Origin of the sequence: Craterilacuibacter sp. RT1T (genome assembly GCF_023502145.1) — a bacterium.
GTDB lineage: Bacteria > Pseudomonadota > Gammaproteobacteria > Burkholderiales > Chromobacteriaceae > Craterilacuibacter.
Genome location: NZ_JAMFLI010000004.1, coordinates 45,607 through 63,661, shown reverse-complemented (window position 1 = coordinate 63,661; position 18,055 = coordinate 45,607). Strand labels below are relative to the sequence as shown.

The following is an 18,055-nucleotide window of genomic DNA, read 5'->3' as shown; positions in this document are numbered from 1 at the left end:
CTCGCCTTGTTGCCTGTTTTTTTACCTTGCTTAATTTTGCCGGGATAGCCATGGCGGCCTTAGCCGCCATTTTGTTGTGGATTTTGTTTTGAAGAAAAAATGGATAAGCGTCGCCGGCATGTTGCTGGCGACCCAGGCATTCGCTGCCGATTGTGGCGAGTCTTCGGGCTGGCTGGATAAAAGCTGCCGCCGTGTGGTGCAAGTCTGGGATGAAGGGCGCACCGATATTTATATACCGGGTTATGCTCACCATCTGCGCAGCATGTACAGCCGGGAAAAGATTGATTCGTTCAACGAGCATGCCTGGGGCTTCGGTATGGGCAAAAGTATTGTTGACGAGGATGGCGACTGGCATGGCTTGTATGCCATGGCTTTTCTGGATTCGCACAATGATGTCGAGCCGATTGCCGGTTATGCCTATCAGAAAATGCTGCCATTAAGCGATAACTGGCAGGTAGGCGGGGGCTTTACCGCCTTTCTGACTTCACGCTCCGATACCTTGAAGAATTTTCCGGTCCCCGGGGCGCTGCCGCTTGTCTCTTTGCAATACCGCAAGGCGGCTCTGATGATGTCGTATATGCCGGGCGGCAAAGGCAACGGCAATATCCTGTTCTTCTTCACCCGTTTCCAGTATTGAGATCAGGCGACCTCGGCCTGAGCATGGCATGGCCTGCTGATGCGGGTCATGCATGCTATTCGGACTCCCTCGCATAAGGATGTTAAAGATGAACGTTCTGGTTATCGGCTCCGGCGGGCGCGAACACGCGCTGGCCTGGCGTATTGCGCAATCGCCGCGTGCAGCCAAAGTCTTTGTGGCACCGGGTAATGCCGGCACCGCGCTGGATGCGCGCCTCTTCAATGTGGCCATCAACGATATTGCCGAACTGGTCGCTTTTGCCAAGGCAGAAAACATCGCGCTGACCGTGGTCGGCCCCGAGGCGCCGCTGGCGGCCGGCGTGGTCGACGCTTTTCGCGCAGCCGGGCTGCGCATCTTCGGGCCGACGCAGTATTGCGCGCAGCTGGAGAGTTCGAAAGACTTTGCCAAGGCCTTTATGCAGCGCCATGGCATTCCGACTGCCGGCTACCAGACTTTCACCGACGCCGCCGAGGCACGCGCCTATGTCACACAGCGCGGTGCGCCTATCGTGATCAAGGCCGACGGCCTGGCCGCCGGCAAGGGCGTGGTGGTGGCGATGACGCTGGAAGAAGCACATGCCGCCATCGACGACATGCTGTTGGGCAACAAGATGGGCTCGGCCGGCGCGCGCGTGGTGATCGAGGATTTCCTCGAGGGCGAAGAGGCCAGCTTTATCGTGATGGTTGACGGCGAGCATGTGCTGGCCATGGCCACCAGCCAGGATCACAAGCGCCTGCTGGATGGCGACCAGGGCCCGAACACCGGCGGCATGGGCGCCTACAGCCCGGCGCCGGTGGTGACGCCCGAGGTGCATGAGCGCGCGATGCGCGAGATCATTCTGCCAACGGTAGCCGGCATGAAAAAGGATGGCCACGCCTATACCGGCTTTCTCTATGCCGGGCTGATGATAGACAAGGCCGGCCAGCCGTTTACCATCGAGTTCAATTGCCGCTTCGGCGACCCGGAAACCCAGCCCATCATGGCGCGCATGCAGTCGGACTTCACCGAACTGCTGGACGCCGGCATCGATGGCAAGCTGGATCAGGTGCAAGCGCAGTGGGACAGCCGCGTGGCCTTGGGCGTGGTGCTGGCTGCCGCCGGTTACCCGGATGCGCCGCAAAAGGGGGCGGTGATTCGCGGCATCCCGGCTGCGAACGCTGACGGCATGGTGTTCCACGCCGGTACGTCGCAGAACGCCGAGGGGGATGCGGTGGTGTCGGGTGGGCGTGTGCTGTGTGCAGTGGGCTTGGGCGACACTGTGGCCGATGCGCAGGCGCATGCTTATGCGGTTGCCGACCAGATCGCGTTTGACGGTTGCCAGTTGCGCCGCGACATCGGCTATCGCGCCATCGGGCGCTAAAGCCGTCACCGGCTTGGCGCTTTTTTTCCCGTTGCCGGAAGAGGAGGCGCCAAGTTTTTGTGGCCGGCTTTTACCATTTCCTGCTCCCCGCTTGTCAGCTATCCCCGTTACAATGTCGTCTTCATCAATTGGGCGATTTCATCTTGCAGATCAGAAAGTTTCCCGCCGCCAGCTTGCTGGCTCAGGCGCGTGCGGCTTACCGTGCGGGCGGGGTGATTGCCTACGCGACCGAATCCTGTTTCGGTCTGGGATGCGACCCGCTCAATGCGCGCGCCTTGCGCCGGGTGATTGCACTTAAGGGCCGGCCCAATCACAAGGGTCTGATCGTCGTGGCGGCGAGCCTGGAACAGTTGGCGCCCTTGATTCGCCCGCTCTCCGCTGCCGAGCGTGCAACCGTGATGCGATACTGGCCCGGGCCGTATACCTTTTTGATTCCGGCCTCGCCTAGGGTCTTGCCGCTCTTGCGCGGCCGGCACCAGAAAATTGCCGTGCGGGTCACCGCCCACCGTGAAACCGCCAGCTTGTGCCACGCCTTGGGGCCTTTGGTGTCGACCTCGGCCAATCTTGCCGGGCAAAAGTCGTTGCGTACTGCGGCGGCTTGCCAGCGCACCTTCGGCGACGTGGTGCTGACCCTGCCCGGGCGTGTAGGCCAGCGGCGCAAGCCTTCTACCATCATCGATCTCGAAAGCGGCCGCGTGCTGCGTTAAGCCTCAAGGAACTACCATGCAGGAATTTTCCGTCGTCAGTCTCATTCTCCACGCCAGCCTGGTGGTCCAGCTGGTTATGGCCGGCCTGGTGCTGACCTCGGTGCTGTCGTGGGCGCTGATCTTCAACAAGATCGTCACCCTGCGCAGCGCCAAGCGCGATACCGAAACCTTCGAGCGCGCCTTCTGGAGCGGAACCGACCTGAACCGCCTGTATGAGGACGCCACGCGCAAGCACGAGCGCGGCAGTATGGAGAATATTTTCCAGGCCGGTTTTGCCGAATTTTTGAAGTTGCGCGGCCGCCCCGGCACCGAGCTGTCCGACATCATGGATGGCAGCCGCCGCGCGATGCGCGCGACTGCCCAGCGCGAGCTGGATATGCTGGAAAGCCATAATGCCTTTCTGGCGACCGTCGGCTCGGTCAGCCCCTATGTAGGCCTGTTCGGCACCGTCTGGGGCATCATGCATGCCTTTATCGGCTTGGGTAATGCCGGTCAGGCGACGCTGGCCACGGTGGCGCCGGGCATTGCCGAGGCGCTGATTGCCACCGCCATCGGCCTGTTTGCCGCGATTCCTGCGGTGGTGGCCTACAACCGCTTCGCCACCGATGTCGACCGTCTGGCCACGCGCTTTGACACCTATATGGAAGAGTTTTCCAACATCCTGCAGCGACTGGCGACGCGCTGATTGAAGATGCGGGGTACGGGAGCGGGGAGTAGGGAATGGGGAGTAGGGAGTAGGGAGTAGGGAGTAGGGAGTCACGGCGTCTGCTCCCCGTGCATTACCTCTACCCGCCATCCCTTACCGCATGCGCCGCTCCCGGCTCCCGATTCCCGGTTCCCCGCTCCCCACTCCCCACTCCCCACTCCCCACTCCCCACTCCCCACTCCCCACTCCCCATTCACAAAGGTCCCACCCCATGCCCTCCAAGCGTTTGCTGCTCGCCCTGTCTTTTTTCTGCCTGTATGTCATCTGGGGTTCGACCTATTTCGCCATCCGCATCGGGGTCGAATATTGGCCGCCGTTTATGATGGCCGGCCTGCGCTTTCTGACGGCCGGCCTGATTCTGATGACGGTGTTGCTGCTGACCCGGCAATGGGTATTGCCTGCGCCTGCCGAGCTTAAGGGGGCGGCGATTCTTGGCGTACTGATGCCGGGTGTCGGCAATGGCCTGGTTACGCTGGCGGAAAAGGATGTATCCAGTGGCGTGGCCGCGCTGGTGGTCGCGACGGTGCCGCTGTTTGCCACCTTGTTTGCACAAGGCTTCGGCCAGAAGGCAAGAAAGTTGGAGTGGGCAGGGATTGCGCTGGGTTTTGCCGGCATGGTGTTTTTGAATCTGGGCGCCAACCTGCGCGCCAGCCCCGAAGGCGCCATTTTGTTGTTGCTGGCTTCGGCCGGCTGGGCATTGGGTTCGGCCTGGAGCCGCCACCTCAAACAGCCCTCTGGCATCGCCGGCAGTGCGTGGATGATGGTTTTCGGCGGTCTGTCTTTGCTACTGGCCAGTGCCATCAAGGGCGAGGCGCTGAGCGCCATGCCGCCACTGGAAGGCTGGCTGGCCATTAGCTATCTGGTGCTGTTCGGCTCGATTATTGCCTATAGCGCCTACCTTTATCTGCTGAAAAATGTGTCGGCGGCGGCGGCGACCAGCTATGCCTATGTCAACCCGATTATTGCGGTGCTGTTGGGTGTGGCCTTTCTGGGCGAGCACGTCGGCGTACACGAGATGGTGGCAATGGCGATCATCGTCACCGCCGTGCTGCTGATTAGCTGGAAGAAGGGGTAATGGCTTGGCTGCCATGTAGCAGCCCCTGTTGTTGCAGAGCGGCAAGTCGCCGCTACCTTTGGTGCCGCTGAAGTTTCGCGTGTGTTTGGCAGTCGCCATGATCGCAGGCTGTAGAGTGCAGAAAGGAAAATGATGCCGATCAAACTATTGGGCCTGTTCGCCGGTCGTGCGGCACCGCTGGGCGGTGGCAGTCGTGCCTCGGCCATCGTCAAGCTTGCGGTGCCGGCACTGACGCTGACCGCGAGCGGGCCGCTTGAAGACGAGCAGGCGGATCTGCGTGTGCATGGCGGCATCGACAAGGCGGTGCACTGTTTTCCGGTTGAGCACTACTCGCAACTGGCGGCCGCATTTCCGCATGCGCCGGCGGCGTGGGGGGCGGGCTTTCTTGGCGAGAACCTCGCGCTGGCCGGGCTGAGCGAGGCGCAGCTCAGACTGGGCGACCGCCTGCTGGTCGGCCATGCCGTGCTGGAAGTCAGCCAGCCGCGTAGCCCGTGCTGGAAAATAGACGCGCGTGCGGGCGAGGAGGGTGTCGCCGCCTATATCGACCGTCACCATCTGACCGGCTGGTATTGTCGGGTACTTGAAGACGCGCGCATTGACCGCGCCAGTGAAGTTCGTTTGCAGGTGATGGATCCGGCTGCGCCGACCCTGCTTGAATTATTGCAGACGATGGCCGAGCACCGGCCAGACCCTGCCCGCTTGCGTGCACTGGCAGTGGCGGCGCTGCCTGCCGCATGGCGCGACAAGTTGCATCGCCGCGCCGACTGGCTGGCCGGGCTCTAGCCGTTGGCCGAGCCTTGCCATAGCGGCAAATCGCCGGCGACCTTGTCCCAGTCAAAATACGGCCCCGGGTCGGTTTTGCGTCCCGGTGCGATATATTCATGCCCGGTGATGGCCAGCAGTGGCAATACCTGTTTTAGCTGTGCGATCAGCTGCTTGAGCGTGTCGTACTGCGCATCACAAAACGGCTCGAAGTCCGAGCCTTCCATCTCCACCCCGAGTGAAAAATCGTTGCAGCGTTCGCGCCCGCAGTAGTTCGATACCCCGGCGTGCCAGGCGCGCCGGGTAATCGGTACAAACTGCAAGAGCTCGCCGTCGCGGCGGATAAAGAAATGCGCCGACACCCGCAAGTGGGCGATGGTGGCGTAGTAAGGGTGTTCGGCCGGATCCAGCGTGTTGGTGAATAGCCGCTCGACGCCATCGCCGCCGTATTCATTCGGCGGCAGGCTGATATTGTGGATCACCAGCAATTCGGGCCGGGTGCCGGCGCTGTAGTCATCGCAATTGGGCGAGGGTAGGTGGCGGGCAAGTCTGAGCCAGCCTGCCGGGTCAAAGTCAGGGTTTGCGGGCAAGGTTGTCGGATGCAGGGTCATCGCTTGGCCATAATGAACGGCTGAAGCCGGCTAATTTAGCGGAAAAAGGCGCAAATTGCTTGAGTATGGTCATGGTTGGCGTGATGTATGCACCGGATACTATGATCCGATCCCATTTATATTGCTGGAGCCGCTTATGTTGTCACTCAACGCATTGGGCCAGAATGGTCCGTCTTTTGATCAGCCGCTGGAGATGCTGGAAGCCTGTCACGACAAGATCCGCAGTTTTTGCGAGCAGCTGGAAAAGCTGCCGTCTTATGTGGCCGAGCATGGGGTGAATGCGGCGGTGGTGAATACGGTGGATGCGGTGGTGCGCTATTTCGATGTGGCCGGGCCACAGCATCATCAGGATGAAGAAGACGAACTGTTTCCGCTGTTGTGGCAAAAAGTGCCCACCGCCTTGCCGCGGCTGGAGCAGTTGCAGGCCGAGCATGGCTACCTGATTTCGCGCTGGGAGGCGATACGCGACGATTTGCTGGCGCTGCGCAATGGCGATGCTGCCGCCGTCAGCCGTATCGATGTGGTCGATTTTGTTCGCCTGTACCGCGAGCATGCCATGATTGAAGAGGCCTGGCTGTTTCCACTGGCCGCTGCCAGCCTGAACGAAGAGGAAATGCGTATCGCTGGCCAGCATATGGCCGCGCGCAGGCAGGAGTAGAAGTGGGGAGTAGGGAGTAGGGAGTAGGGAGTAGGGAGTAGGGAGTAGGGAGTAGGGAGTAGGGAGTAGGGAGTAGGGGGGGGACTCACTACTCCCCACTCCCCACTCCCCACTCCCCACTCCCCACTCCCTATTTCATTTTTACGCCGTCAGTTGCAGCAGCGCATCAAACGCGTCGTCGAACAATTTGAGGCCGTCGGCCTGCAGCTTTTCACCGGCCGCATCGATATCGACACCGGCTGCCTGCACATCGCTCAAGACCTTAAAGGCTTCATCCATGCCGGTGGCCAAGGTGGCAGCGGCGACGCCGTGGTCGCGGAAGGCGGCCAGAGTGGCATCCGGCGTGGTGTTGATGGTTTCGTCACCGATCAGGCTCTCGACATAGATCACATCGGAGTAGGCCTTGTTCTTGGTGCCGGTCGATGCCCACAGCAGGTATTGCGGGCGGGCGCCGGCGGCTTTGAGCGCGGCAAATTCCTCGCCATGGAAGCGCTCGTGGTAGCGGGCGTACGCCGCTTTGGACAGGGCAACCGCCGCCTTGCCTTGCAGCGTTGGCGGCAGTTGCGCATCCAGCAGCGAGTCAACGCGCGACAGGAAGAAGCTGGCCACCGCCTTGATATGCGCCAGCGGCTTGCCGTCGGCGTGGCGTGCCTTAAGGCCGGCCATATAGGCGTCCCACACCGCATCCACTTGCGGCAGCGAGAACAGCAGGGTGATATTGACGTTGACGCCTTCGCGCGTCAGCACTTCAAAAGCGCGTATGCCTTCGGGCGTCGCCGGAATCTTGATCATGGCGTTGGCGCGCTTCACTTCAGCCCACAGGCGGCGCGCAGCGGCGAGGGTGCCGGCTTCGTCGCGTGCCAGTTGTGGCGACACTTCCAGGCTGACATAGCCGTCGGCACCGTCGGTTTTGGCGTAGAGCGGCGCGAGCAGATCGCAGGCGGCCTGAATATCGGGTACCACCAGCGCTTCGTAACGCGCTTCTGCGCTCAAGGCCGCATCGGCCTTGAGGCGCGCCAAGTCATCCTGATAGCGCGCATCGGAGGCGATGGCTTTATAGAAAATGGCCGGGTTAGAGGTCACGCCGGCAATGCCGTCGTCGGCGAGCAGGCGGGCCAGCTCGCCGGAGGCGATCAGTTCACGGGACAGATTGTCCAGCCAGATGCGCTGGCCGAACGGGATAATGGCGCGTACACGGTTCATGCTTGGGATCTTTTCGTCGGTTATGTCGGGCTATGCTAGCCGCGCCCCGCATGAGTGCCAAGCCTTGTCCGCCATGGCTGTGGCGTAAATCCCCATTGGCATCAATGTTTGCTGTTTTAAATGCCAAAAGCCAGGCGTGAAGCACTTAGTCAGTGGCGGTGGCGATATGCTCGCGTCCGAAGTTCACGCTGAAGGTGCTGCCCTGTTCGGGCAGGCTATGCACTTCAAGGCGGGCGCGGTGGCGGGCAACGACATGCTTGACGATGGCAAGGCCAAGACCGGTGCCGCCGCTGGAGCGCGAGCGACCCCGGTCGACGCGGTAAAAGCGCTCGGTCAGGCGCGGGATATGCTCGCGCGGAATGCCGATGCCGGTATCGCTGACGCTGAAGCGCGCGCCATCGGCATCGGTCTGCCAGGCCAGCGTGATGCTGCCGCCTTCGGGGGTGTAGCGTACGGCATTGGACACCAGATTGCCGAAGGCCGAGTGCAGCTCCTGAGTATTGCCCCACAGCCAGTCGGGGCTGCGCTGGGCCAGCGTAATCTGGTGACGGCCGTGGGACAGTCCTTCGGCCTCGACCAGCAGGGTGTCCAGCAGCATATTCATGTCGACCTTGTCGAATTCGATTGCTTTGGGTTCGTTTTCCAGCCGGGACAGAACCAGTAGGTCTTCCACCAGCCGCTGCATGCGGCGCGACTGCTCCATCATCATCGGCAGGAAGTGCTTGAGGGTGGCGTGGTCGACCTCTTCCATATCCGACAGCGTTTCGATAAAGCCGCCGACAACGGTGAGCGGTGTTCGGAGTTCGTGCGACACATTGGCGACGAAATCGCGGTGTACGGTCTGCACCCGCTCAAGCGAGGTGATATCGCGCGACAGCAACATTTTGTGCGAGAGATCAAATGGCACCAGCTGGATGGACAGCACGCGTTCGCGCGCATGGCCCGTCACCATGGTCAGCGGCTGGCTGAAGCTGCCGGCTGCCATATAGCTGTGAAAAGCGGGGTGGCGGATCAGGTTAAGCAGCTGGCTGCCGACATCCCGCTCGCGCTCCAGCGCAAAATGCTCGACCGCCATCGGGTTCATCCAGTCGATGCGGTCATGGCCGTTCAGTACGATCACCCCGTCCGGCATGGCTTCGCCGGCACTGGTAAAGCGCTCCAGCGCCGAGGCCAGGCGTTTGCGGCTTTCATCCTGTTTGCGCGACTGGCGGTAAAGCGCCATGAAGATGCCGGACCATGAGCCATAGCCTTCCGGAATGTGGCGGCTGCTGGGGTGGTGCAGCCAGGCGGTGAGCCTTGCCACATGCCACAGATGAAAAAACAGCCAGAAACCGAGCAGGATCAGCGCGCAGATCAGCGCGGCGGTGAGCCCCAGCAGCAGGGTGCACGCCAGAGACAGGATGGTGATCAGGGCCGCGTAAAGCAGCGAGCGTTGCAGGAATTCGCGCAAAACAGTCTCACATCTGGGTAGAGAAACGGTAGCCGGTGCCGCGCACAGTCTGGATCAGCGCATCGTGGCCAGTCGCCTCCAGCGCACTTCTGAGGCGGCGGATATGCACATCGACGGTGCGCTCTTCGACAAACACATGGTCGCCCCAGACCTGATCCAGCAACTGGGTACGCGAATGCACGCGCTCGGCATGGGTCATAAAGAAGTGCAGCAGGCGGAATTCGGTCGGCCCCAGATCCTGCGGCTTGCCGGCAATGGTAATGCGGTGGGTGACCGGGTCCAGACGCAGACCGTTGACTTCGATGGCGTCATCGGTCATTTGCGGTGCACGCCGGCGCAGCAGCGCCTTGATGCGCGCCAAGAGTTCGCGCGGCGAGAACGGCTTGGTGATGTAGTCGTCAGCGCCGGTTTCCAGCCCGGCGACCTTGTCCTGCTCGTCCGAGCGAGCGGTGAGCATGATGATGGGGATGGTGCGGGTGCGCTCCTCGGCGCGCAAGCGCCGGGCGATATCGACGCCGGAGGCGCCGGGCAGCATCCAGTCCAGCAGCACCAGATCGGGCAGTGCCTGCCGGATCATGGCATGGGCGGTTTCGGCGTTATCGGCGCGCAACACATGATGGCCGGCCTGGGTCAGGTTGAAGGCGATCAGTTCCTGAATGGCGGGCTCATCTTCGACGAGCAGGATAGTAGCAGGCATAAATAGGCGTCCCCAATCTCTGTTCGGCACAAGGATAGGGGGAAAGCATGACATCAATATGACAGTTTGACGCAAAAGCGGGGAATGGGGAATGGCTGATGGGGAATAGGAGACAGGGAGTGGAGAGTAGGGAGTAGGGAGTAGGGAGTAGGGAGTAGGGAGTAGGGAGTAGGGAGTAGGGGGGGGACTCACTACTCCCCACTCCCTATCCCCGTCGTTTAATGCTTGATCATCACATGCCGTACCACGCTGTAGTCTTCCAGCGCATAGACCGACATGTCCTTGCCGTAACCCGACTGTTTCAGCCCGCCATGCGGCATTTCGCTTGCCAGCATAAAGTGGGTGTTGACCCAGGTGCAGCCATATTGCAGGCGGGCGCTGGCATCCATTGCGCGGCCGATGTCACGCGTCCATATGCTGGAGGCGAGGCCGTAGTCGGAGTCGTTGGCCCAGGCGATTACATCATCGTTGTCATCGAACGGGGTCATGCTGACCACCGGCCCGAACACTTCGCGGCGAACGATTTCATCGTGCGGGTGCGCGCCGGCCAGCAGCGTGGGCTGGAAAAAGTTGCCCGGCCCGCTGATGCGGTTGCCGCCGGTCAGGCATTCGATATGGCGGTTGGCGCGGGCGCGCTCGACATAGCCTTCGATGCGGTCCAGATGCTCGGCGCTAATCACCGGCCCCATTTCCACCCCTTGTTCGCGCGGGGTACCAACCTTGATGCCGGCGACGGCATCGGCCAGATCGGCAGCGAAATGCTCGTATACCTTTTTATGCACATACAGGCGACAGGCGGCGGTGCAGTCTTGGCCGGCGTTATAGAAGCCGAAGGCGCGCACCGCTTCTATCGCCGCGTCCAGATCGGCATCGGCGTGGATGATCACCGGCGCCTTGCCGCCCAGTTCGAGGTGGGTGCGCTTGATGCCGTGCTGGGCGGCGGCCAGCACATGGTGGCCGGTGGCGATGCTGCCGGTGACCGAGACCATGCGTACGCGTGCATCGGAAATCAGCGGGCTGCCGACTTCGGCGCCGCGGCCAAACACCACATTGACCACGCCGGGCGGAAAAATATCGGCAAGAAGGTCGCATAGCCTGAGCGTGGTCAGCGGCGTCAGCTCGGAGGGCTTAAGCACGACGGTGTTGCCGGCGGCCAGTGCCGGCGCCAGTTTCCACGCGGCCATCATCAGCGGGTAGTTCCACGGTGCAATCGAGGCCACCACGCCGATGGCGTCGCGGCGAAGATAACTGGTATGGCCGGGCAAATACTCGCCGGCCGCCGTGGCGTTCAGGTTGCGGCAAGCGCCGGCAAAATAGCGGAAGACATCGATAATGGCCGGAATCTCGTCGGCCAGCACCGCGGCGTAGGGCTTGCCGCAGTTGGCCGACTCCAGCATGGCCAGCTCTTCGCCGTGGGTGAGCAGCTTGTCGGCCAGGGCCAGCAGGCGTTCGCTGCGCTCTTTCGGCGCGGTGGCGCGCCAGACCGGGAAGGCCTGTTCGGCGGCCGCGACCGCCGCTTCGACCTGCTCGGCGCTCGCTTCGGAGATATGGGTCAGTACTTCCCCGCTTGCCGGCGAGCATACTGCCAGCGATTCCCCCTGTCCGGCAACGCGTTCGCCGGCTATCAGCATTCTGGTTTGCATGGTGTCTCCTGTTATTTCCCGCCGCCGGCGGTATCGCTTGTGTCTCGGGTCAGATACCACGCGCCCAGAATCGGCAAGGTGGTAATCAGCATTACAGTCATGGCCACCACATTGGTGATCGGTACATCACGCGGCCGCCCCAGCTGGTTGAGCAGCCAGATCGGCAGCGTCACTTCCGCGCCTGCGGTAAAGGTGGTGACGATGATTTCGTCGAAAGACAGGGCAAAGGCCAGCATGCCGCCGGCCAGCAAGGAGGTAGCCAGACCCGGCAGCACGATATGGCGGAAGGTCTGCCAGCTGTCCGCCCCCAGATCCATTGAGGCTTCGATGTGCGACATCGGCATGCGCCGCAGTCGCGCCACCACATTGTTGTAGACCACCACCACGCAGAAGGTGGCGTGGCCCACGATAATGGTGAGCAGGCCGGGGTTGATGTCGGCCACTTTAAATGCCGTCAACAGCGAGATGCCGGTGATGATGCCGGGTAGGGCGATGGGTAGCACCAACAGCAAGGTGATGGCGTTTTTGCCGAAGAAGGGGCGTCGTGACAGCGCCATGGCCGCCAGCGTACCCAGGGCCAGTGCCAGCACGGTTGCGGCGCTGGCGACCTTTAGCGACAGCACGATGGCGGCAAAAATATCCGGCCGCGCCCAGGCATCGCTAAACCAGTGCAGGGTAAAGCCCTGCAGCGGGAAGGAGAATGCACTCTCTTCGGTGTTGAAGGCATAGGCAAAAATCACCAGCAGCGGGAAGTGCAGGAAGGCGAGCCCGCCATAGGCGGCCAGGCGCAAGGCCCAGGGTGTGCGCTCAGAGTGCATCGAAAGCCCCCAGTCGTTTCGAGATCGCCAGATAAATGCTGATCAGCACAATGGGCACCACGGTGAAGGCCGCCGCCATCGGCATATTGCCGATCGAGCCTTGCATGGTGTAGACCATATTGCCGATATAAAGGCCTGATGGGCCGATCAGCTGCGGGATGATGAAGTCGCCCAGCGTCAGCGAGAAAGTGAAGATGGAGCCGGCAATCACGCCCGGTATCGCCATGGGCAGGATGACGTAGCTGAAGGTCTGCCACGGGCGTGCGCCCAGATCGCTGGAGGCGGCGATCAGGTTGTCCGGTACCCGCTCCAGCGCCGCCTGTATCGGCAAAATCATAAACGGCAGCCAGATATAGACGAACACCCAGAAACGACCGAAGTTGGAGGTCGCCAGTGTGGTACCGCCCACATGCGGCAGCGCAAGCATCCACTCGTAAGCCGGGGTTATGCCCAGCTTTTCGATCAGCCACCAGCTGATGCCGCCCTTGGCCAAAAGCACGGTCCAGGCATAGACCTTGACGATATAGCTGGCCCACATCGGCAGCATCACCGCCACATAGAAAAAGGCCTTTTCGGCCCCGCGCGCATGGCGCGCCATATAGTAGGCCAGCGGAAATGCCAGTAGCGCGCTCATTAATGACACCGCCAGCGCCATCAACAGCGTGCGCAGGATGATGTCGAGGTTGGTGCTATCGAAGAGCGCCTGGTAGTTGGCCAGCGTCCAGACCGGCGTCACCTGCATGGTGAAGTCGTCGAAGGTGTAGCCGCTTTGCAGCACCAGTGCAAACAGGGAACCCAGATAAACCACGCCGAACCACAATAGCGGCGGGGTCAGCAGCAGTAGCAGGGTCAGCACCGGCTTGCGGTAGAGCAAGGCCGAGATCCGCCGCCCTAGCCCGTTTTTTGCCGCAGTGTCGTTTCGGGTGATGGCCATGCTGCTCATGCCGCCTCCGTGATCCAGTGCATGGCGTCCTCGCGCCATGCCAGCTCGACTTCGCTGCCGATCAGGGGTAGCGCGCTGCCGAAGCTGGGCGTCAGTGCGGTGAGTACGGCCTTGTCCGCCAGCTCGACTTCGACGCGGTTGACCGCGCCGAGAAAGGCAATGTCGCGCACCACGCCTTTGGTGCGTACGGCAGATTCTGTCGTGACGGCTTCGCCTCCGAGCCGGATGCGTTCGGGGCGGATGGCAAATACGCGGCGCTGGCCGGTCAGGCTGTGCGCCAAAGGCGCATCGACCACATTGCTGGTGCCGACAAAATCGGCGACGAAGCGGCTGGCCGGCTTGTCGTACAGATCTTGTGGCGTGGCGATCTGCTCGATGCGGCCCTTGGCGAAAACGGCCACGCGGTCCGACATCGACAGCGCTTCGGACTGGTCGTGGGTGACAAAGACAAAGGTAATGCCCAGCTTGCGCTGCAGGCTCTTGAGCTCGCTTTGCATCTGTTCGCGCAGCTTAAGGTCGAGCGCACCCAAGGGTTCGTCCAGCAGCAGGACGCGCGGGCGGCCGACCAGCGCACGCGCCAGGGCCACGCGCTGGCGCTGGCCACCGGATAGTTCGCCCGGCTTGCGGCTGCCATAGTCGGCCAGCGCCACCATGGACAAGGCCTCTTCGGCGCGCGCCAGACGCTCTTTCTTGGCTACACCCTTGACCATCAGGCCATAGGCGACGTTATTCAGTACATCCATGGTGGGAAAGAGCGCGTAGTCCTGAAATACGGTATTCACATCGCGCTCGAAAGGCGCCAGCGCACTGGCGTCCTGGTCGGCGATCAGGATGCGGCCCGAGCTTGGCAACTCGAAGCCGGCAATCAGGCGCAAGCAGGTGGTCTTGCCCGAGCCGGAGGGGCCGAGCATGGAGAAAAACTCGCCTTCATTAATGGTGAGCGAGACATTGTCGACGGCACGCATCTGGCCGAACAGGCGGCTGACGTGGTCGAAGGTGACGGCGTGGGGCATGGTAGAGCCTCATGGTGCGCTTTTTATGTACATCAACCCAGATGTAAAGCAGCAGGCGTTATACGTTTCACCGCTGTTGCCGCCAGCCACCTGTCCCGTAGGCGCGAGCCGGGCAAAAGTTTGGCCCCAAGGTTTTAAGCCGCCTTTTGTTTGAGCGATTTGCGGTAGCAAATCGCGAGTTTGGCGGCGCCTTGGGGGCGAATTTTTGCCCGGGGTTTCGAGTGGCTTCGGGTCGCCTTTTCCTTGGTTTCTTCCTTTTGGCGAGACAAAAGGAAGAAACCCGTCCGCCGCGCGGAAGCGGCAAGTAAAAAAACATCCGCGCAGCGGATACATACTTATTTGCCACCCATCACGCCGATATAGTCGCGCGTCCAGGTGCTGTAGGGTACGCAGCTGCCTTGCGAAGCGCACTTGGCTTGCGGCGTTTTCCAGAAATGCACCTTGTCGAAGCGATCGAAGCCGTTGGTCTTGCAGACATCGCTGCCGCCCGGGGTTTTTTCCTTGCACGCCGCCGGGGTGACCGGGTTGGAGCCGAACCATTCGGCCAGAGCCGATTGCAGCTTGGGATTCAGCGAGTATTCCATCCACTGGTAGGCGCAGGACGGGTGTTTGGCCTCGGCGTGCAGCATGGTGGTATCGGCCCAGCCGGTCACGCCTTCTTTGGGAATGGTCGATGCGATAGGCTGCTTCTCGCCCTTGAGCGCATTGACCTGATAGCCCCACGAGCCCGAAGCGGCCACGCCCTCGTTTTTGAAGTCGCTCATCTGCACGGTCGCGTCATGCCAGTAGCGGTGCTTGAGCAGGTTTTGCTGTTTCAGCAGCTTGATCACTTCGGCGTACTGCTTTTCGTTCAGCTCGTACGGATCTTTGATGCCGAGGTCCGGGCGTTTGTTTTTCAGATAGAGTGCGGCATCGGCGATATAGATCGGGCCATCGTAGGCTTGGATACGGCCCTTGTTCGGCTTGCCGTCGGGCAGGTTTTGCGGCTCGAACACCACGGCCCAGGAGGAGGGCGGCGTCTTGAATACCTTGGTGTTATACATCAGCACATTCGGGCCCCACTGATAGGGCACGCCATAAGTCTGACCGGCCACCGTGTACCACGGCGCACCCTGCAGGCGCTTGTCGACCTGTTTGTAGCTTGGAATCAGTGCGAGATTGATCGGCTGCACCTTCTTGCCGTATACCAGACGCAGACTGGCATCGCCGGAGGCGGTGACCAGATCGTAGCCGCCTTTATTCATCAGGCTGACCATCTCGTCCGAGGTGGCGGCCGTCTTGACGTTGACCTTGCAGCCGGTGGCCTTTTCGAATGGCGTCACCCAGTCATAGCTCTTGTCGGTTTCGCCGCGCTCCAGATAGCCGGGCCAGGCGATGATGTCGAGCCGGCCTTCGCCTTTGCCGATCTGGCTGAGGGGGGCGGCGATGGCGGTGAGTGTGGTGGCGGCCAGTGTCAGGCCGATCAGCTGCGAAGTCGCTTTCATTAATTTCTTCTCCGATTTTTTTAAGGCAAAGGCAAGCATGCCTACGCATCTTTGTGCGCATGTCATGTGTTTAATTTATCGGGCACAGCAGACGAAAAAGAAAGTTTCTTGTGGATTTTTTTTGTGTGGCCAGGTGCGGGTGGGGGGCGGGCTGTTGAATTCTTGCATCAAAAAAGCACGCCACACCCTGCAAAAGGATGTGGCGTGCCTGATGGGAAAGCGGCTGTTTAAAAAATCGACCGCAATTAAAGCTCGACCTGGGCGCCCAGTTCCACCACGCGGTTGGTGGGGATCTGGAAGAAGTCGGTGGCCTTGAGCGCATTGCGGCTCATGCCGACAAACAGTTTTTCGCGCCAGCGTGCCATGCCCGGACGGTCGGTCGAAATCAGCGTTTCGCGCGACAGGAAGAAGGAGGTATCCATCACCTCGAAAGCCAGGCCCTGTACCTCACACTGCGCGAGGATGGCGTTGACGTCGGGCGTCTCCTTATAGCCGTAGTCGGCCAGCACCTGCCAGAACGAATCCGACAGCCGGGTGATGGCCAGGCGCTCTTCCGGATCGACATAGGGCTCGTCCTTGGTGCGTATCGTCAGCAGCACCACGCGCTCATGCAGCACCTTGTTGTGCTTGAGGTTGTGCAACATGGCATGCGGTACGCCATAGCTGGAGCTGGTCATGAATACCGCGGTGCCGGCTACGCGCGTTGGCGGGTAGGCTTCCATATTCTCGATAAAGCTATCCAGCGGAATGGCCTGCTCGTCCAGCCTTTCTGCCAGCAGGCTGCGGCCGCGCTTCCAGGTGGTCATCAGGATAAACATGACTGCGCCTATCACCAGCGGCAGCCAGCCGCCGGCGCTGATCTTGTGGATATTGGCGGCAAATAGCGGCACATCGATAAACAGGAAGAGCGCCGTGGCCGGTGCGACCGCCCACAGTGGCCAGCGCCAGTTACGGCGGGCGACGGTGGCGGCAAGCAAGGTGGTAATCACCATGGTGCCGGTCACCGCGATGCCGTAGGCCGCCGCGAGGTTGCTCGAGCTGCCGAAGGCCACCACCACCACAATCACGGCCGCCAGCAGCGCCCAGTTGATCATCGGGATATAGATCTGGCCGATTTCTTTTTCCGAGGTGTGCAGGATAGAGAGGCGCGGAATATAGCCCAGCTGTACCGCCTGGCGCGTCAGCGAGAAGACGCCGGAAATCACCGCCTGCGACGCGATCACCGTGGCGAAGGTTGCCAGACCCACCAGCGGATACATGGCCCAGTCCGGCGCCAGATTGAAGAAGGGGTTTTTCACCGCGGCCGGCTCGGCCAGAATCAGTGCGCCCTGACCGAAATAGTTGAGCACCAGTGCCGGCAGCACCAGCGCAAACCAGGCACGGCGGATCGGGCTTTTGCCGAAGTGGCCCATATCGGCATACAGCGCCTCGGTGCCGGTAATGGCCAGCACCACCGAGCCCAGCGTCAGAAAGGCGATCATGCCGTTATCCAGCATAAAGCGCACGCCCCAGACCGGGTTGAGTGCGCCCAGTACCTCGGGGTTATCCATGATGCCGCCCACGCCCAGCGTGGCCAGCGTCAAAAACCAGATGCCCATTACCGGTCCGAACAGGGTGCCGACACGGGCGGTGCCGTGTTTCTGAATCAGGAATAAGCCGCTTAATACCGACAGCGAAATGGGCAGGATATAGGGGGTAAAGGCCGGGGTAATGACCTCCAGACCCTCGACCGCCGACAGCACCGACATGGCCGGGGTGATGATGACTTCGCCGTAGAAGAAGCCGGCCCCCATGATGCCCAATATCATCAACAGCCAGCCCGGCGTGCCGCGCACCTTGCGCTTGGACAGTGCCATCAGCGTCAGGATGCCGCCTTCGCCGCGGTTGTCGGCCTTGAGCACAAAGCTCAGATACTTGATCGAGACCACCAGAATCAGTTCCCAGAACACCAGGGACAGCACGCCCAGCACATTGTCGTGGGTAGGCAGCAAGCCGTAGTGGCCGGAAAAACATTCTTTCAGGGTGTAGAGCGGGCTGGTGCCGATGTCGCCATAGACGACGCCCAGTGCGGCCAGCGTGATGCCGGCCATGGCTTTATTGTTGTGAACCTGCATAGTAACCAGACTTGATCGTGGTTGAGAAGGTTGCAATGCAGCAACCCATAATGAATAGCGCGCAGCTTACTCTCAAGCATTCTGTGCGCCAAGCATCGCCTGCAGCGTAGCAGAAAATTTCCCCCGCCCTATGGACGGGGGGCTTGTACCCCTGTCGCAGGGGCAGGGCGGGCG

17 protein-coding genes are annotated in these 18,055 nt (G+C 61.3%); 7 read left to right on the top strand and 10 right to left on the bottom strand.

The features are described 5' to 3' along the window. The first annotated feature begins 88 nt into the window (after positions 1-88). The 6 genes from pagP to M3P88_RS08285 all read left to right on the top strand — a co-directional run bounded on the left by pagP (position 89) and on the right by M3P88_RS08285 (position 5,268). Positions 89-637 (top strand): lipid IV(A) palmitoyltransferase PagP, encoded by a 549-nt coding sequence (pagP, locus tag M3P88_RS08310; protein ID WP_249615590.1) that lies wholly within the window; start codon positions 89-91, stop codon positions 635-637. An 88-nt stretch (positions 638-725) separates the two neighbouring features. Beyond that, positions 726-1,997 (top strand): phosphoribosylamine--glycine ligase, encoded by a 1,272-nt coding sequence (gene purD, locus M3P88_RS08305; protein ID WP_249615589.1) that lies wholly within the window; start codon positions 726-728, stop codon positions 1,995-1,997. Positions 1,998-2,140: 143 nt separating this feature from the next. Next, complete coding sequence (gene tsaC, locus M3P88_RS08300; protein WP_249615588.1) at positions 2,141-2,704, top strand: L-threonylcarbamoyladenylate synthase type 1 TsaC; 564 nt, start codon at positions 2,141-2,143, stop codon at positions 2,702-2,704. Positions 2,705-2,720: 16 nt separating this feature from the next. Next, positions 2,721-3,389 (top strand): protein TolQ, encoded by a 669-nt coding sequence (gene tolQ / locus M3P88_RS08295; protein WP_249615587.1) that lies wholly within the window; start codon positions 2,721-2,723, stop codon positions 3,387-3,389. Between the two features lie 232 nt (positions 3,390-3,621). Further along, entirely contained in the window at positions 3,622-4,485 is an 864-nt protein-coding gene (gene yedA / locus M3P88_RS08290; RefSeq protein ID WP_249615586.1) for a drug/metabolite exporter YedA, read from the top strand. Between the two features lie 129 nt (positions 4,486-4,614). Then, positions 4,615-5,268, top strand: a complete 654-nt coding sequence (locus M3P88_RS08285; RefSeq protein ID WP_249615585.1) for an MOSC domain-containing protein — start codon at positions 4,615-4,617, stop codon at positions 5,266-5,268. Here M3P88_RS08285 and ampD read toward each other — a convergent pair. Beyond that, entirely contained in the window at positions 5,265-5,837 is a 573-nt protein-coding gene (ampD, locus tag M3P88_RS08280; protein ID WP_249615584.1) for a 1,6-anhydro-N-acetylmuramyl-L-alanine amidase AmpD, read from the bottom strand. The two genes, M3P88_RS08285 and ampD, sit on opposite strands and share 4 nt — an antisense overlap. A gap of 157 nt (positions 5,838-5,994) precedes the next feature. Here ampD and M3P88_RS08275 point away from each other — a divergent pair, with 157 nt between their 5' ends. Beyond that, positions 5,995-6,516: a hemerythrin domain-containing protein gene (locus M3P88_RS08275; protein ID WP_249615583.1), complete on the top strand. Its 522-nt coding sequence runs from the start codon at positions 5,995-5,997 to the stop codon at positions 6,514-6,516. Between the two features lie 141 nt (positions 6,517-6,657). Here the strand turns inward: M3P88_RS08275 and tal are convergent, their stop codons facing one another. The 9 genes from tal to kup form a co-directional block, all read right to left on the bottom strand. After that, entirely contained in the window at positions 6,658-7,719 is a 1,062-nt protein-coding gene (tal, locus tag M3P88_RS08270; RefSeq protein WP_249615582.1) for a transaldolase, read from the bottom strand. Between the two features lie 145 nt (positions 7,720-7,864). Further along, on the bottom strand, positions 7,865-9,169 hold the full coding sequence (phoR, locus tag M3P88_RS08265) for a phosphate regulon sensor histidine kinase PhoR (RefSeq protein WP_249615581.1): 1,305 nt from the start codon (positions 9,167-9,169) through the stop codon (positions 7,865-7,867). 7 nt (positions 9,170-9,176) lie between these two features. Continuing rightward, a complete protein-coding gene (gene phoB, locus M3P88_RS08260) occupies positions 9,177-9,866 on the bottom strand; it encodes a phosphate regulon transcriptional regulator PhoB (protein ID WP_249615580.1) in 690 nt (229 codons plus the stop codon). 218 nt (positions 9,867-10,084) lie between these two features. Continuing rightward, positions 10,085-11,509 carry a gamma-aminobutyraldehyde dehydrogenase gene (locus M3P88_RS08255; RefSeq protein WP_249615579.1) on the bottom strand — a complete coding sequence of 475 codons (1,425 nt, stop codon included), beginning with the start codon at positions 11,507-11,509 and terminating at the stop codon, positions 10,085-10,087. An 11-nt stretch (positions 11,510-11,520) separates the two neighbouring features. Next, positions 11,521-12,327, bottom strand: a complete 807-nt coding sequence (locus tag M3P88_RS08250; RefSeq protein WP_249615578.1) for an ABC transporter permease — start codon at positions 12,325-12,327, stop codon at positions 11,521-11,523. Beyond that, positions 12,317-13,270, bottom strand: coding sequence for an ABC transporter permease (locus M3P88_RS08245; RefSeq protein WP_249615577.1), 954 nt, complete (start codon positions 13,268-13,270; stop codon positions 12,317-12,319). Before M3P88_RS08245 ends, M3P88_RS08250 begins: the two co-directional genes overlap by 11 nt. Further along, the gene (locus M3P88_RS08240; RefSeq protein ID WP_249615576.1) at positions 13,267-14,283 is read right to left on the bottom strand and encodes an ABC transporter ATP-binding protein; all 1,017 of its coding nucleotides are present in this window, start codon (positions 14,281-14,283) and stop codon (positions 13,267-13,269) included. Before M3P88_RS08240 ends, M3P88_RS08245 begins: the two co-directional genes overlap by 4 nt. Before the next feature lie 335 nt (positions 14,284-14,618). Continuing rightward, the gene (locus tag M3P88_RS08235; RefSeq protein ID WP_249615575.1) at positions 14,619-15,767 is read right to left on the bottom strand and encodes an ABC transporter substrate-binding protein; all 1,149 of its coding nucleotides are present in this window, start codon (positions 15,765-15,767) and stop codon (positions 14,619-14,621) included. Positions 15,768-16,012: 245 nt separating this feature from the next. Next, positions 16,013-17,881: a low affinity potassium transporter Kup gene (gene kup / locus M3P88_RS08230; protein ID WP_249615574.1), complete on the bottom strand. Its 1,869-nt coding sequence runs from the start codon at positions 17,879-17,881 to the stop codon at positions 16,013-16,015. Positions 17,882-18,055 lie beyond the last annotated feature (174 nt).